Consider the following 16,384-nt stretch of genomic DNA (forward strand, 5'->3'; position numbering starts at 1 on the left):
CACGATTTGTAATTACTAAAAGTGTTGATGCTCTGGGCAACGCAAAGAGCCGGAAAGTGGAAAGCGCATGAGCGTCGGCTAGACGGTGTGCCCAATCTGAATTCATCATTGGCAAAGGATTAACCTCGGGTTCACGTCGTCAAAACGCAAAAGAAGCGCTGCGTACCCGCACACGGGAACACGGCGCTTCTTTTGTTCTTCATGTTCAACAATTCGCACAACCCAGAAAAGTTGTTGTTCCGTCAGCCTTCCACCAATGCTTCCACCTGCACATCCAGGTATACGGACGCAAGCGCTGGATTCAGGTCCTTCTCTTCCGTCAAGCCCAGCATCGGTTCACCGTCAACGTCGAAATGCACGCGACGGAGACCCGAGCAGCGGGGCTCTCCGATGCCTGGACGAGCGTGATATACGCTCCAGATCGTTCCTTCCTCGTCCTTCACATAAGAATTGTGTCCTGGCCCGTATTCGCCCGGCACGCTACTGGAGGTTAGCAGCGGGTAATTTCGCTTCGTCCATTGGTTCGGGTCAAGCAAATCAGCGTCAGAACTGACGCTGAGCATGCCGACGCAATACGTGGCATCGACCAGAGCACCGGATATCGTCACGAAGATCTTCCGGTCTGTCATGAGTGCAAAGGGCCCTTCCTCCACGAACGTTTGATTGTTCGCCCAGCCGTAATCGGGCTTGGACAGCAGGACAGGCTCCGATATCAGTCTCCACGGTTCCCTCGGATCCGCCTCGGCGATATAGATCCACGAGCCCAGGTCATGCGGTACCAATTCCCTTTGCGCCCAGAACACATATAAACGGCCTTTCCGCTCTAATACGGTCATGTCCAGCGTTATGCCGGCTTGAAACAGCGGGCTTCCGTCATTCCTGGCGACCCGGATCGGGGCCCCCCAATCCGCAGCCATTCTCGGATTGCCGCCATTCTTTAACCGCATAACATGCGATTGAATGTCTTTGAATTCGCCGCTGCTGCCGGCAAGAAAAATATACAGATCGCCGCCGATGCCATGAAGTTCAGGCGCCCACAGAAATCGCTTCAGATGATCATGCATGCCTGTACCCAGGATTTTGGTTTCTTCTGCCGAGACCAGACCGAATATGGAATCCGCCTCCCGGATCGATATCGTATGGTTGCCGTCGGCATCATTGGTCGCGACAAAATAATACCTTCCGTCCCACCGAGCAATGCAAGGGTCGGCACGGTTCGTCGCCATCGGAAACGTATAGCGATCCTGCCGAATGCTTCCAGAAATGCGATAAGTTCCGGGACGGCTCCAATCGATTTCGGACGCATCCCACTCAATCGGCTTGATCGCGGTTGTGCCATCACTGTATATCGCCGTCACTTTAACGGCTTGCAACTGTTCTTTGGACGTAACGGCCACACGCTCCGGCAGTTCATTACGCACATGAACCGGTACCGTAAGCTTATGAATCAGCCTCTGAGCCACGCCTCGCGATACACGTATCGCATTGCGGGGCACTGCTCCTTCAATGTCGACGCGTCTCGGGCTTAGCGTGAAAGCTTCGCACGGCTTCGGCTTGGCAGCGTCGTCCGGGCATGTCACGTCCGCCATTTCCCTTTGATAATACCTTCCGTCTTCTTCACGCCAACGAAGGATATACCTTCGGGAAGCAAGTTCATATTCGCACATGATATCTTGTACATGAAGCCCGTTCGTTAGGTTCAACAGACCGAGCTCCCGATACTGCAGCAAGTCCGGGGAAGTGAACAAAAGCACCGAGCCCTTGCTCTGCTGATCGGGAGAACCGTCCGCTTCCGTCCGAATGGCCAGTACGCCAAAGTTTCCGTCAGCCATGTGGAACAGGTACGGATTCTTCAAACTCTTGGCGGACAGCGTGGCGTTTGAGAGCTCGGCGGCTTTAGCGAACAGCACCCCCGAGTTGTGATTAAGCTCCCGATAACTCATCCCGTCTTCGGTGTAAGCGAGATGCATGCTATATGCAAGCTTCGGGGAATAGATTTCCGGTTCAAGCGGTTCTCTCGTATAGCAGAGAACGCTGAGAATTTCATTTTCCATAAGCTGCTCCTTCCCTCCTAACGGATAAGGCTTTTCAAGAATAATCTCTTCCAGCTTTGCACTCGGCTTCGAGTAATGAATATTCACTCCGATCGTCCCGCCGAACAGGAACGTTATATGAGACCTCCGACAGCTTACATCTCTCAAATCTCCATTACGAAAATGGCAATTTTACCGATCTCGGTATCCGCCTGTTTGATCGTACTAGTCATCAGCCTAAATCTATCGCAGGAATGGATGTTGATCGGCTGGACACACAGAATATTTTATTTTTCTCTCTTCACTATAATTTTGTACGCGTTACTTTGAAGTAAATTTGATAAGGTTCGTACCCGATATCCCGAATTCGTTTGAACGTGATGGCAGGTTCCTGGTTGACTGTCTTGAAGAAATACCGCCAACTCCCCCATTCACGTTCATTTTCGTTCTCGATAGCGGACGCAATATCCTCATCCCTCATATAGAGCTGCTGTTCTGATTCGCACAAGCCTGCCAGCACTTCTGGCCCGTATCGGAAGGCACCTGTTCGTTCGTCGTCCGGTAGCGGAATAAACCGAATGCCGATTGGCAGCATAATCGAGACGGTATCGCCTTCCTTCCATGCTCTGTGAATGTCATAGAAGTTCTCGCTGTCCAGAGTCGTCCCCTGCAGAACGTCATTGACGTACACGGATGCTCCCGCCATGATCCACTCAGGTATGCGGAAGCGGAGCGTGAACGTTGTCGGTGCGGCAGCAGATACAACGAAATCGTATTTGCGAAAAGTAGGTATATTTTCATTTGTCGACGCTGTATCATTAATAGCTTGGTACCCGGCCGTGTTAGACGAGGATAGGAGGCTGCCGCTCATTTTGTCCTGCGTCTGTACGATCCGTATGAGGGTTCCAGCGATACTTGTGTGCAACTCGGAATCGAAATATTGACTGATATAGACGATATCCCCGTCCTGATAATAAATTCCCATGTTCCAGGCCGCATTCGCCTGAACCATCGTGCCGTGGCAGCAGAAGAAGCTGTCGGTTTCCGTGCTCCACTCCTTGCGCAGACCGGCCTTCATGGGGAGGAAATAGGTCAGCAGGCCGGTTCTGGGATAGTTATGCTGACTACCAGTCAAACCATATTCCTGATAATAGGCTTGCGCCATAATGCCATTGTATAGATTGTACTCGATATATTGCGCGTAGGTAGGGTCGCTAGATTGACGAAATAAGAAATCTGCTAGTCGGATCATGTTATAGACAGTACAATGCTCCTGATTTTTGTCACCTAGGCGGGCCTTCATCTTCATCTTCGGCATCCAGACCTCTCCAGCGGTTTGACCGCCTGTCGCAAGGCTTCCCCTTTCCGTTACAGCGCAATTCCAATACGCTTGGACGATGGACAGCCACCTGTCGTCTCCGGTAACCTCATAAGCTCTCGCACAGCCGAGCACTTCCGGTATCGTAGTGTTAGCATGCATATTCGTAAGCGGATCCTTGCCCTCCAGCAAGGGTTGAAACAGCCGACTGCGATAATACCGGTCTAACAGCACACGATATTTGTCCGCTCCGGTTATGTGCAACAGATCGGCCCAAACCTCAAGCATTCCGCCTGTCTCCACATCGAGAATATCGTCGAATTGCTCTCTTGTGAATGTGCCGCTCCATTCGACAAACCAGTCCGCGAACCGATCCACGATATCCAGGGCCTGCCGATTACCGGCATATTGCCAGGCATCGACCAACCCCATTAATATTTTGTGCAAATTGTATTGGGGCGCCCAGATGCTTTTTCCGCTTGCAATCCAGTGCAGATATTTTTCGGGTATCGGACCGACCCACTGACCGCCGTTATCGCGTTGGCATTCATGCAATTCATGCACAATAGCATCCAGTTTGGCCTTTAATTCGATGTCGCCGCTTTCTTCATAATGCAACGCCGCACCAGACAACCAATGACCAAGAAAATGGCCGCGCAATTGGCAGACCGGCGTTTCCCAACCGCCGTGCGCACCTTCGGGAATCGTTCTTCCATGAAATCTTCCGGCCTCCAAATGATAATTAAACAACAGATGACCGCTGTCCAGCTTCATCAGATAGCTTCTGTTCGCTCGTTCCCTGCGAATCAGTTCTTGCTCTTTCAAAATGACCTGTTTGCCTCTCAATGCTTTCATTGAGTTCCTCCTTTCGATATATCGGCAGAACGAGCTTTTAATCTTTCAGCCCGGATACCGCAATGCCTTTAATAAAGTACTTTTGTCCTAACATAAACAGCATAATAGGCGGAACGAGAACCATCGTGGCCGCCGCCATCAACAACTCCCATTGAGCTGTGTAATAGCCAATAAATTGCTGCAGGCCAAGCGCCAGCGTGAACTTAGATTCCTTGTTGATGTAAACAAGCGGGCCCAAAAAATCGTTCCACACACCCAGAAACTGAAACAGCGCAACCACAATGACGGCCGATTTGGATATAGGAAAAATAACATGCGTGAAAATGTAAAAATAACCTTCTCCGTCAACAAGAGCTGCTTCGTCAAGTGATTTAGGGATCGTTCTATGAACTGCCTTATTAATAAAATGTTAAACGCTCCGCCACCGAACCAGGCTGGCAAAATCAAGGGCAAATAACTGTTGGATTCGACCACCATTTGCCAACCGAGAAAAGTCGGGATAAGCGTGACAGCAGCCCTCTAACTTACCCATCGCTCCAGCTGTTACGCAAAACGAACAGCAGACGGATCAAACCAGCGTGGAGTGGTGGAGCATCGCTCTTACGTATTCGTAAGCTTTGTCGGCATCCAACGGTTTGTACCCAGAAGTTGATGAACCACGCACGGCTCCAGCCGGTATGTCCGACGCCGTCAGCCAGCCTGCGATCCATGTCGTTCGAGCCGCTGCAGTCAGCTCGGGCGTGGAATTCACGTTAATACCTTCGCCCGGATAAAACGCAAACAAATGGGAAATGTGCGATGACCCGGCACCAATTTCTCATAATTATCCATCCACTCCCGGCTGGCTGGAGGTAATAAGGAAATATCGGCCGAATTGAAAATAGGTTCGATCAGCCCGTTTCCTCTCAGCCCTCCCTTAAACCGTTTCAGCCTGGTCTCCGGTCGACAGCGTGTTTTTTTCCAGGCTATCTTGCAGACTTAGGGTCACCCGGATGAACAGTTCAGTGTACTCTTTACTATGTCGGGCAGCAGCTCAGAATAGGAAGCTTGGCTCAATTTCTCCAACGTTCATAAAGATCCATCTTTGTGTTTTCCATCTCGTCTATTTCACAGTAAGCATCTGGCGGCGTCATACCACCACGGAAGGGTCGTTCTTGCGGGACATGCCGCGCTGGGCGGAGATCAGATTGTAGTAAATTCCCTGCTTCTTCATCAATTCTCGATGCGTGCCGATTTCGGCGATCCGCCCCTTGTCAAGGACGATAAGCCGGTCGGCATTTCGCAGCGTAGAGAGACGATGCGCGATAGCGATCGTCGTGCGATTCTTCGTCACTCGTCTCAGTGCCTCCTGGATGGCCTCTTCCGTCTCGATATCAAGCGAAGCCGTCGCCTCGTCCAGAATGAGGATTCTCGGATCGTTTAGAACGGCCCTCGCGATGGCGATCCGCTGACGCTCGCCTCCCGACAGATTGTTCCCGTTCTCTTCCAGCCTCGTGTCGTAACCGTCAGGCAAGCTGATGATAAAATCGTGCGCGTTGGCGATTTTGGCCGCCTCAATAACCTCTTCCGGCTTCGCGCCCGGCTTCGAGTATTGAATATTCTCCGCGATCGTCCCGCTGAACAGGAACGTCTCCTGCAGCACGACTCCGATCTGCGAGCGCAAATCCTCCTGCCGGATCATCCGGATATCGATATCGTCGATCCGAATCTCCCCTTCGTTCACATCATAAAAACGGGAAATCAGATTGATCGTCGTCGATTTGCCCGATCCGGAGTGGCCGACGAGTCCGATCATCTCCCCCGGTTTCACGGTGAGGTTGATCTCCTTCAGAACAGGCTCATAAGATCGATAACCAAAAAAAACGTCGCGGAACTCGATTAAGCCCCGAATCCGGTGGCCCACCGCGTTGTTTGCATCCATGACTTCCGGCTGCTCGTCGATTACCGAGAATACGCGATGCATCGAAATGACAGCATTCGCGATCCAGCGCGGCATGAACATCAGCCAGGAAATCGGCCCGAAAATCATGGCGGCATAAGCGCTGAACTGGATCAGCTCGCCTACGTTCATCTCCCGGCCGATAATCATGTAGCAGCCGATCAGGAGTACGAGATATTGGCCGATCTGAATCAAATAATTCGAGATCGGCGATAAAACGCTGTACAATTTCTCGCTCTTGATCGCGGCTGCGGCAAATTCGCCGTTGTATTTCCGGAATCTGCGGATTTCCCGCTCTTCCTGGCCGAACGCCTTCACGACCCGGATGCCGCTTAGAACGTCGTGAAGGAATGAGTTCGCCTTATCGGAGATTCGCCACTGCTTGTGAAACAGCTTGTGCAGCACGCGTCTCCAAATATAGTAGTGCAGATAAGCAACGAACGGAGCGGGAAGGAGCACGACCAGCGCTAGCCGCCAATCGGCGGTAAAGAGCAGCGCCGCTGACGCGACCAGGATGATCAGTTGGTAGATGGCCGTTGTGCACATCTCCTGAATCAAATGACGGATGCGGTCCGTATCAGCCGTCACCCTGTTCATCAGGTCTCCTGCCCGCTGGGACGTCAAAAATCCGAGCGACATGATCTGAATCCGATCGAATACCGTTTTGCGCAAATCGGCCGCAATGCCCGTACTGACGCTGGCCATGATCCGGTTTTTGGCGATGCCGAGCAGCTCGCTGAAGGCCAGGGAGAACAGCATCCCGGCGAGGGCAAGGAAGAACACCCTAACGTTCGCTTCTTGCCCGGCGGGGGGCAGCAGCGCAGCGTTGACGAGTAGCTTCTGGAAATAGGGTCCAGCCATCGCCAGTCCCGAAGCGACGATCAGAACGCCAAGCCCAAGCATTAAGCCTCGCCAGTGCCTTCTCGACACGATAAGCAGTCGTTTGAAAGCGGCTGTTCTGCTCATGCATCGGGGACACACCCGCGTACCCGGGACGAGCGATCGTCCGCAAGCTGCACAAACCGGATCCGCTTCATCATGATAAATACGGATCGGGCGAGTGGCAGCCATGTCATTCAAGATTTGGGCGATATAGCCGTACCTGGCCGCATGCTGCATCGTCACCCGGACGACGATTCGCTTCGTCTCGTTCTCCGTGGCTTCGAGGACTGCATTGCCAACGAACGGCACCAGCTTATAATCGCTGGCGTCAGCGATGTTTCCCTCGTCTCGCACCTGGCCGTCTTGCACATAGGCCCATCTGCCACCGCCAATCGCAAGATAGCCTTCCACCCGCCGCCCTTCCACCGACAGGTCGGCCGGGACGCAATAAGCGATCTCAGCTCCGACGACTTGCCGTACCGCCGCTAGATCCTGCTCTGAAAGCGTGAAATTCAAATTCATCGATTTTCCTCCGTTACCGCCGTTTACAATCTCATTTCGACCATTCGGTATTCCTTCTCGCTCAGACGGTCCACCTGCGGGATGACGAACCGGTTTCTGTCAACATCGATAATCAGCAGGCGGTTCTCCGCCGCGAACTTGACGTTGCCGCTGCCGTTTCGCACCGTAAACCTGCACAGTCCGGCAGTCGTTGCAACTTCCCAATAGGAATAGCCGAACTCCTCGGTTACGGCAATAACCTTCGTTATTTCCGGCGTAAAATAGCGGATTATCATCTGCCTTTCAATCAGGGAAGCCGTGCCTTGGGGAAAATCGTCAAGATGGCGGATCATGCCGATCTCCTTGTTATCCGCCGTACGAATCGACAAGAATGAGCGCTGGTTCGTATGCGGAAAGGAACAATGCACGTAAACCGGCGAATGCACTTCGCCCCCGGTACAGACCGATAGCATACGTCCGTTTGTCTCCGTGAAATCCGTATTGCCCGGGGTCAAATATCGGATGCCCGCCGCATCCGCCAGCTCTTTCCCCCGATGTTCGTCCATCGTCGTCATGCGATGATCTCCCCCTTCATTCTGAGCGCTTCGTCATGTTTGCGGACCAGTTCCCTATAGACGCCCTCCATCGCCATCAGCTCGTCGTGCGTGCCCGCTTCGACGATGATTCCTCTATCCATCACAACCAAAGAATCGGATTGCCTTAACGTGGACAGCCGGTGGGCAATCGCGATCGTCGTCCGTCCTTTGACAAGCGAATCGAGCGCCTGCTGAATTTGCAGCTCCGTCTCCGTATCGAGCGAGGCGGTCGCCTCGTCTAGAATGAGCACCTTTGGGTTGTGCAGCACGGCCCTGGCGATCGAAAGCCTCTGCTTCTCCCCGCCGGACAAGCTGTAACCGCCCGATCCGACCTGGGTATCATAGCCGTCCGGGAGCTTTTCGATGAAATCGTGCGCATTCGCGATTTTGGCGCATGCAGAATGTCCACCGTCTGACAATCGGGATCGGCGTACGCGATATTTTCGGCGATGCTGCCCGAGAACACATAGACATCCTGGGATACGATCCCGATATGACGACGCAGTGAAGCAACCGAAAGCTCCTTGACATTGACGCCGTCGATCCGGATCTCTCCCGCGGTTACGTCGTACAATCGTGACACGAGATTGACCAGCGTCGACTTCCCCGCCCCTGAATGGCCGACGACGCCGATCATTTGCCCGGGTCTCGCGCGCAGGGACACCTGCTTCAAAATCGGTTTGTTCGGCTCATAGCCGAACGACACGTTGTCGATCTCGATGTCGCCTTTCATTGTCAATAATGAAACGGCTCCCGGACGCTCTGCTACGCTAGGTACGGCGTCCTGGATCTCGAAGATACGCTGCGCAGCCGCCATGCAATTGGACCACCAGCCGATAATATTATTCATGAACTGAATCGGCCCGTACAGCATCATCATATAGTTGACGAACGTAAGCACGGAGCCAAAAGACATCCGGCCTTGCATCACGTACCAACCGCCGAACGCCCAGATCAATATTCCGCCCGCCTGCGTTAGAAAATTGAGAATCGGAAACACGGTTCCGCTCCATTTATTAAAGCGCTGCTCGGCTCCGGAGAATGCATCGTTTGCCTGCTGAAAGCGGCCGATCTCTACCTGTTCTTTACCGAATGCCTTGACGACCCGCGAGCCGCGAACCGAATCGCTGATGATCGAATTCAGAGCGCTTACCTTGCGGTGCCTCCGCCATGACAAGCGCCACAGCTTCGGGAACGCAGTCCGGACAAGCCAGAAGACCAGCGGCATGGGCAGCAGGCAGATCAGCGTAAGCCGCCAATCCATCCACAGGAGCACGGCAATGATGCCGATTATATTCATCGCATTCACGATGAAGTAGGAGAGCCCGTCGACGAAAAAATATTGCAATTCCTGCGCATCGTTGTTCACGCGAGTCATAAGATGGCCGGTCTGCCTTCGCATAAAAAAATCGAGCGACAACCGCTGTAACGAGGTAAATACTGCTGCTTTCAAATCGAAGGCAACCTTTGCCGCCAGCTTTGCGATGATGGTGCCGAACAAGATACCGAACAACAGCGACAGCGTTCGGAATGCGAGAATGATCACGATGACCAGACCGATCCGCCCCGCAAAAGCGCCATTGCCGGCAAGAGCCTGGTCAAACAGCACGGTGCCCTGGAAATAAGGAATGACGAGACCCGTCGCCGAGTTCAGCAGCATAAACAACACGATAAAAAAGATGGACAGCCTATACTTGCCCGCAAATGATAGCAAACGTGCGAATACCGCATGCCTCTTCATGCATTTCGGACAGAATGGCCTGCCTTCTTCGGGGTACATCAATCCGCATGTCGGGCATGAGGCCCCGTCCGATTTTCCGTCAATTTCGAAGGCTTCAAACGGCTCGTTGTTCTTCAATTTATCGAAGGCTTGCGCAAACCGGACGGCCTGATTCATATGGCCGCTTGTGAATGCACCGATCACTCGCTCCTCCTTTTCCTTGGCAACAACCATGCCGGAAGCGACCAGATTAACGATGGTCAAGGCTTCGAGTCGTTCGAGGGGAATGCGTTCCCAAGCCCAATCGCCGGAACCCTCTTGCTCCGGCTTGCCGGCAGCTTTGCGCCGGCCGGCTGCATAACCCGAAAATGTCTTCTCCTTCGTAACGCCGCTGCCGCGAAAGATGTGGAGGTGTTCTCGGGACAATACGAGATAGCTTTCTGAAAAACCGCCGTCCGGCAGCCGGTCACACTCCATCCCGTGTAGGAGATCAGCAGCTTTTATACCGTTTTGGTCCAAAATGGACACAATGTCCTTCGGCAATAACGTCATGATTTTACCCTTTCGTTTTTGGCTGAAAGTAAAAAGCCCGGCCAACATGGCGCAAGGCTTCCTTCAACATCAGTTATCTTTAAAAAGGAGCTGGGAAAAATGATACAAATCGTTCTTCCATACGGGCCAATCGTGTCCTCCGCTTTCCTCATACCAAACATGAGGAACCCGATGCTCCGACAAATACGCGTGCGTCCGGTCGCTTATCTGCTTCAGATTGTCCTCGTCGCCGCATGACAGCCACAGCAATTTGAGCCGTGCCGACGTTTCTTCCGGATTCGGGACGAGCTGCTCCGGAGATTTCGTATTAGGAGCCGGGGAAAAAGCGCCAATCCATGCGACGCGGTCAAGATGCTTCAAGCCGATATTCAGGGATTGCCCCCCGCCCATGGACAGCCCCGCAATCGCACGGTTTTCCCGACCTGTCGATACCGAGTATCGTGACTCGATAAAGGGAATCAGATCGCTTAGCAGATCGATTTCGAATGTCTCGAATGCTTTTATTTTGTCCGGTGCAAACAGGTCCCCTTCCGCCCGATCATTCGGCATCGCACGGCCATTCGGAAACACGACGACCATGGGCGCGAGTTTCCCGTCTGCATATAGATTATCTAGAATCGTCTGCGGATCGCCATGACGGTGCCATTCCGATTCATCACCTCCGATGCCATGCAGCAAATAAAGAACGTTGTACACGTTGTCTTCCGAATATCCCGGAGGCGTGTAAATCATCGCCTTTCGATCATTGCCTACCGTTTCGGATGCATATTCCACCGTATCGATGTTCCCCCTGGCGATCTCCCGCGGAACGTCGTATCCAGCCGGTGCCGTCTCCTTCATATTCCTCTCCCCTTCATCTTATTGATTGAGCGCCGCTTTATGTCCAATCAAGCTTACCCATGGAGCGTGAAGCTATCTAATGCAATTCTATGGGACGTAACCGAAACCCAGGATCGTAAATCGCTTATCCTCGTGGCCTTCCGCCATCTGGATCTCTACCGCATGTTCTCCTGACTTCGACTCATTGTACAAAATCACGGCGCTGCAGTGCGTCCAATTGACTTCATGCGGATCGGCGGTCTTCTTCAGCTTCCCGTCTACCCATATCTTCGCGGTCCCGAATGCCCGGCTTCCCGAATCTTTATAAACAAGGATAAGACGCTTGCTCCGGATGGTCATCTTAAAGCTGGGAATCGGCCGTGTGCATCCAGTTGTGCGGAAATTGCGGTGTCCCGTATGCATGATCGTCCAGCTCCGCCATTTGCAGATCCGTGTCGGTGTCCGAAAAACCGCCGGGATTAATGCGGGCGATGCGATCGCCATTCCTGCGATCGAGCAGCTGCGTTCCGGAGAAGTCATTTCCGATCAGCGGAGGCTGTTCACCCGTCAGGTCCTCCTCGTCGATGGAGGAACGATCGGTTACTTCGAATAACCAGTCCAAACAATCGGCCATCACCCGATGGCCCGCATTGGTTGGATGATAAATGTCGTAGAAAAACTGTCTTTTCGTTATCACGTTCCCTTGCTCCTTGGTCCATCGGAACTGCTCCGTGACCGCATCCTTCACGCTGACCATCGGAAGATTGTAATGCCAACCGACCGGGGCCAGACGGTCTTGAAGATTCCAGTCGTTCACGAATACGCTGAACAGCAAAATCACCGCGGGTTTGTGATCGGCGCAAAGAGCCTTGAGCACCAGGCTCTCGTAACAATTTCCTTTCGTTTCGTCGCCGGCGTCGTTGACGGCAAATTCGATAATCACAATATCCGGCCGTACCTCCCCTTCTCGAAGCACATCCCGATCATAGCGGACGATGCCGAGCTCAGACGGCGTACCGCCTACGCCAGCTTTGACAAGACGAATCGGGCTGTCGCCTGCGGGTGCAAACCTTCGCTTGAACAGGTCATAGGATTGGTATGCGTAGCATTGGGAATGGAGGGGGACAGCGCCGGCCCCTTGGGTAATGGAACCGCCGATGTAAGCGATGGTTACGGGCTCGCCCCGCTTCGCTTTTTCGATTGCCGCCTTTAATCGTTTGTTATGCCCCGGGCTTATGAGCGATTTCTTAATCATGTCTTGATATGCTTGTGATTCCACATCGACTGGGGGGTCGACTGCAGCCTCGGGGACTTGGTAACCGTCACGCAGATAGAATACGATGCTGACCGTTGCCAACACGCCCCCTCGCTCAAACTCGAAGACGAATTTGCCTGGAACATCGTCATCCGGATGTCGATCTTCGTCCTCATCCAGAGCCAGGAGCGTTTCCGTGCCGTTGGCTGGACAGGTTATACTCTGCCGAGATCCCGTTTCGTATGGATTCGCTTTTCCCCAATTCCAAAATGTGAATAGAACGCTCGATACGTCCCGTTCATGCGCATGAACGGATATTCCGATACAGTCCACCAGCCGGCGAAGACCCCTGCTGCTCTTTAGCAGCTCAAGAATGGCTTCATCCGTCACATCCCCGGTAAATCGGGCTTTATCGACGAGCTGACTCCCGTCCAGGTATATCTCTTGCGTGTACTTCCCGTCGGGACGATTCGTCGCTTCGATGATCGTCTCATACAGGATGTACAGTCCGCGGCGTTTGACTGCAGGATCCTGCGGTGCCACTGGACCTTCCGTTTCATTTCCCGCTGGCGTGAAATGGCCTGCCATGGTTCTTCATCCTCCTCACCTTGCCGCTCTCCACCTGTACGGCAGCGTCAATTTACGTTGATCAACTGCCATTGCTGATGCAAATCCCCTCGATAAGGATTCTGCTGGAGCTTCGCTCCGTCTGCGGACGAACCATCCGCCACTTCGACGGCTTTATTGCTGTTCGCATTAAGAATGCTCCAGTATCCGTTGCTTAGCTTGATCAGACGGAATCGCTGTGCTTGATTCCCATAATCCTGCATGAGCTGTATTGCTTCCCCGTTGTTTGTGGAACCGTTTCTAACATCCATCACCTTGCCGTCGCTCGAACTGACGCTGCGAAGCCGGTATAAATTGTTGTATGCTCCCATATCGTCCGCAACCCATCGCTGGGCCGTGGCGTTATTGTCCGGCCATTGCTGCAGCTGCAGCGAATTGCTGTTTTGTCCGCCGGGGACGTCGATCACCTTCCCTGAGGCACGGTTCACGATTTTATAGGTTTCTCCCGATAAAATCCCGTTCCATATGCCGTTCCATGGATGAAGCTGCGCACGTTCGTAATACCATTCGAAGATAAAGCGGGCCATGCCGTCCCGTGCCGGATCGCCGTCGAAGAGCAGCCCTGCCGTCGGATCGGCAAACGTGCTTCTTGCCCCTGGCTGCAGAAGAAAACCGTTCATGTGGACCGCGATGCTGACGTTCCCGGCTGCCGTAAATATGGCCTTGGTGTTTTTGCCGAAGCCTTCATTCGAGCCGTTGAACAGCTCCCAGTACTCCGAGTCTCCCGGCAGCCGTTTGAACCAGGTCGTTTCCGTAATATTGATCGGATAGTTGTCCGCACAGGGCTTAATGTTGGTATCCCATTGCTGCTGGTTTATCGAGCCGTTATCCTTTGCTCCGTAGCCCGGGTACCAATGCACGGCATATCCGATGTTGTTCAGCGGATCGGTTAGCGGACGCGTGGCGCATAACTGATAATATTGATCCCATCCAAGGCCGGCGGCCCATATCACGTTATCTGCCCCTTGACTGCGGATCGTGGAAATGATGGAATTTTGAAAATTGCGCAGCGAGTCCCAAAACGCCGGAAATTCGGGATCGGACGGGTGTCCTCCCCAGCGACCGTTCGCATAAGACAGCACTGGTTCATTGATGATCTCGAACATGACGTTGTCCGCGCTTTTGATCGCAGGCTGTGCCGCAAGATATCCCCAGATTTGATTAAATTTCTCGAGATTGGCTTGCGTCGTTGCCTGATTATCCTGGAGCGTGAAGTCGAGGCCTAGCGTAACGTAGATTCCCTTGGTCTTTGCATACTGGATATAAGGCACCACGACGTTCTGCGTAAAGGACTGGAGACCGGCAAAATTATACGTTCCGGCCGCCACGTCGCCCATGTCTTCACGGTCGATAAAGAGCCTGACCTGGTTCATATACCAGCCGTGACTGTTGCCGTATTTCGGAGAGGTATCGGAAAATGTGTCGGTAATATCCTTTAAATACGCCAAAATGGCAGCATGGCGATTCCCTCCGCTCCGGTCCAGGTAGTAATCGCTTCCCTGATACGTCCAGTACGAGCCCCCGGGCTGGTGCCACCCGCTGAGGACAACGGGCTGCCCCTCGCTGTTTACCAGCTGATTGCCGCTGACGCGAAGCTTGGACATCGGCATGCCCGACCATGCTTCGGCTGCACCATTATGGAGGCCCAGCGTTGCGGGCAGCAGGAGCAGCGCGGCCAGTAACAGCTTGAGCGTCCATCCTGTTCTTTTCATACATCGATCAACTCCTCTTCACTTCGGTTACGCGCTCTAACGCTCGGCTTTTTCGTAACGAAAATAATCGAAGTCGGCATGGCCGCCGGTTTGCCTGGTCGCATAATAATAAAGCCCGATGCGATAACCCATAAAGTGATCCAAGGTATACCGCATGTTCAGCTGCCCGCCGATCGGCATCCATTCGGCCCCGTCGACAGAATAATGAAAGGAGGCCACATCTTTGCTGTTCTCAAAATCAAAATCAATTCTCAAATGCACTTCCCTGCCGCGATACCGAACCGTTTCCAGCTCCTTCTCCCTGCCGCTCCCATCGTTCACGCTCATCGCGATGAACTTGTCGCCGTTCTCCGCGACCTTGACGCCGACGGTGCCGAAATGGCTTTGCAGGGCAACAAGCCCTGCATGATCGCCGGGCTTCATACGCCCCGTGTCCAATAAGACAGTCCCCGTGCATGCCGGCCCTTCCGTGCGCTGCGTCAGCGTATTCCGAGCCTGAAGCACACTCAATGCCGTGCTCCCCGTTGTCAGTCTTAGGAAACCGGGACGTTCGGTCACGGACCATAACCGATGATCCGGGTTGTGGTTCCATTGCCAATTCAGAGCCAGCTTATTCGATTCGTATTCGAATTCATCGCTGATCACGAGCGGCTTCGCAACGGCTTGCGGCAAGTCGACCTCAAACCGTTCCGGCACCTTGCCTTCGATGCCGAACACGGGCCAATCCTCCTCCCAGGCTACCGGGACCAGGCAAGGGATTCTACCGACGGCATCATGATCCTGGAACAGCATCGCGTACCACTTGCCCTCCGGCGTATCGAACACCCCGCCTTGGGCGATTCCCTTGTTATGGTAGCCGAGATCGTCATCCAATACGATTTTTCGTTCATAAGGGCCCAGCAATTCCCGTGACCGGTAACAGATTTGTCTGCGCCGGCCGCTGCCGAACCCTGCCTTCGGCCATTCAATGAACAGTAAATAATAGTAACCGTTGATTCGATAGGCATGACAGCCTTCGCAGCGCAAGCCGATGCCCTCCGTTTCCGTTTCAAAGAGCCGCTGGTGAATTCCGTTCGGCATAAGGGCGTCTGCATCGGCGGTCAGCTCGGTGATGTAAATATCCCCGTTGCCGTAGATCACGAATACCCGGTCATCATCAAAAAGCAGGCCCGGATCATGCCGCAGTCCATCGATGACGGATCGCTGCCACGGCCCCTGGATGACATCGTCCGTGCGGTACACATAAAACCGCCCGGTATCGTTGCTGGAGAAGCAGACATAGAATTTCCCCCGATGATGGCGGAGACTGGCCGCCCAAGAGCCTTGGCCGTAGATATTGCTGCCGCCTTCCAGACGATGGGCCTCGTTGTCTTCGAACGTATCGTATACGTAACTGACGATCTCCCAATGCATCAAATCCTTGGACCTCATGATCGGACAGCCCGGCATGGAATGCATGCTGGTGCTGACCATATAATAGACGTCCCCTACCCGGATGGCATCCACATCCGGCACGTCCGCCCACATGATCGGATTCGTGATCTGCGTCTTGTTCATCTGATGATTTCTCCTTTC

The 16,384-nt window shown here is 53.4% G+C and carries 10 protein-coding genes and 2 pseudogenes; all 12 read right to left on the reverse strand.

Going from position 1 to position 16,384, the window contains the following annotated elements:
* Window positions 1–242 precede the first annotated feature (242 nt).
* The 12 genes and pseudogenes from M4D81_RS19155 to M4D81_RS19215 all read right to left on the reverse strand — a co-directional run bounded on the left by M4D81_RS19155 (window position 243) and on the right by M4D81_RS19215 (window position 16,366).
* Window positions 243–2,141, reverse strand: a complete 1,899-nt coding sequence (locus M4D81_RS19155) for a family 43 glycosylhydrolase (protein WP_260067691.1) — start codon at window positions 2,139–2,141, stop codon at window positions 243–245.
* Between the two features lie 196 nt (window positions 2,142–2,337).
* Window positions 2,338–4,206, reverse strand: a complete 1,869-nt coding sequence (locus tag M4D81_RS19160) for a glycoside hydrolase family 127 protein (RefSeq protein WP_260067692.1) — start codon at window positions 4,204–4,206, stop codon at window positions 2,338–2,340.
* Between the two features lie 37 nt (window positions 4,207–4,243).
* Entirely contained in the window at window positions 4,244–4,609 is a 366-nt protein-coding gene (locus M4D81_RS19165; protein WP_311200689.1) for a carbohydrate ABC transporter permease, read from the reverse strand.
* A 165-nt stretch (window positions 4,610–4,774) separates the two neighbouring features.
* Window positions 4,775–4,990 carry a hypothetical protein gene (locus M4D81_RS19170; protein ID WP_397376713.1) on the reverse strand — a complete coding sequence of 72 codons (216 nt, stop codon included), beginning with the start codon at window positions 4,988–4,990 and terminating at the stop codon, window positions 4,775–4,777.
* 345 nt (window positions 4,991–5,335) lie between these two features.
* Window positions 5,336–7,549 (reverse strand): ABC transporter ATP-binding protein, encoded by a 2,214-nt coding sequence (locus tag M4D81_RS19175; protein WP_260067694.1) that lies wholly within the window; start codon window positions 7,547–7,549, stop codon window positions 5,336–5,338.
* A 23-nt stretch (window positions 7,550–7,572) separates the two neighbouring features.
* Window positions 7,573–8,103, reverse strand: coding sequence for a DUF1854 domain-containing protein (locus tag M4D81_RS19180; protein ID WP_260067695.1), 531 nt, complete (start codon window positions 8,101–8,103; stop codon window positions 7,573–7,575).
* Window positions 8,100–8,393, reverse strand: a complete 294-nt coding sequence (locus tag M4D81_RS19185) for a P-loop NTPase family protein (protein WP_260067879.1) — start codon at window positions 8,391–8,393, stop codon at window positions 8,100–8,102. Before M4D81_RS19185 ends, M4D81_RS19180 begins: the two co-directional genes overlap by 4 nt.
* Window positions 8,394–8,408: 15 nt before the next feature.
* A pseudogene (locus M4D81_RS34705) lies at window positions 8,409–10,444 on the reverse strand (ABC transporter ATP-binding protein); the annotation flags it as partial.
* Between the two features lie 21 nt (window positions 10,445–10,465).
* Window positions 10,466–11,236: an alpha/beta hydrolase gene (locus M4D81_RS19200; protein ID WP_260067696.1), complete on the reverse strand. Its 771-nt coding sequence runs from the start codon at window positions 11,234–11,236 to the stop codon at window positions 10,466–10,468.
* Window positions 11,237–11,323: 87 nt separating this feature from the next.
* A pseudogene (locus M4D81_RS19205) lies at window positions 11,324–13,058 on the reverse strand (SGNH/GDSL hydrolase family protein).
* 47 nt (window positions 13,059–13,105) lie between these two features.
* Complete coding sequence (locus M4D81_RS19210) at window positions 13,106–14,809, reverse strand: RICIN domain-containing protein (protein WP_260067697.1); 1,704 nt, start codon at window positions 14,807–14,809, stop codon at window positions 13,106–13,108.
* Between the two features lie 36 nt (window positions 14,810–14,845).
* Complete coding sequence (locus tag M4D81_RS19215) at window positions 14,846–16,366, reverse strand: glycoside hydrolase family 43 protein (protein ID WP_260067698.1); 1,521 nt, start codon at window positions 16,364–16,366, stop codon at window positions 14,846–14,848.
* Between the last annotated feature and the right edge of the window lie 18 nt (window positions 16,367–16,384).

Origin of the sequence: Paenibacillus sp. p3-SID867, from assembly GCF_025142895.1 — a bacterium.
GTDB lineage: Bacteria > Bacillota > Bacilli > Paenibacillales > Paenibacillaceae > Paenibacillus_AQ.

Bases quoted from the DNA above. Each gene is read 5' to 3' on its own strand.
- M4D81_RS19215 (WP_260067698.1), bottom strand. From the start codon at position 16,366: ATGAACAAGACGCAGATCACGAATCCGATCATGTGGGCGGACGTGCCG.
- M4D81_RS19175 (WP_260067694.1), bottom strand. From the start codon at position 7,549: ATGAATTTGAATTTCACGCTTTCAGAGCAGGATCTAGCGGCGGTACGG.
- M4D81_RS19180 (WP_260067695.1), bottom strand. From the start codon at position 8,103: ATGACGACGATGGACGAACATCGGGGGAAAGAGCTGGCGGATGCGGCG.
- M4D81_RS19210 (WP_260067697.1), bottom strand. From the start codon at position 14,809: ATGAAAAGAACAGGATGGACGCTCAAGCTGTTACTGGCCGCGCTGCTC.
- M4D81_RS19200 (WP_260067696.1), bottom strand. From the start codon at position 11,236: ATGAAGGAGACGGCACCGGCTGGATACGACGTTCCGCGGGAGATCGCC.
- M4D81_RS19160 (WP_260067692.1), bottom strand. From the start codon at position 4,206: ATGAAAGCATTGAGAGGCAAACAGGTCATTTTGAAAGAGCAAGAACTG.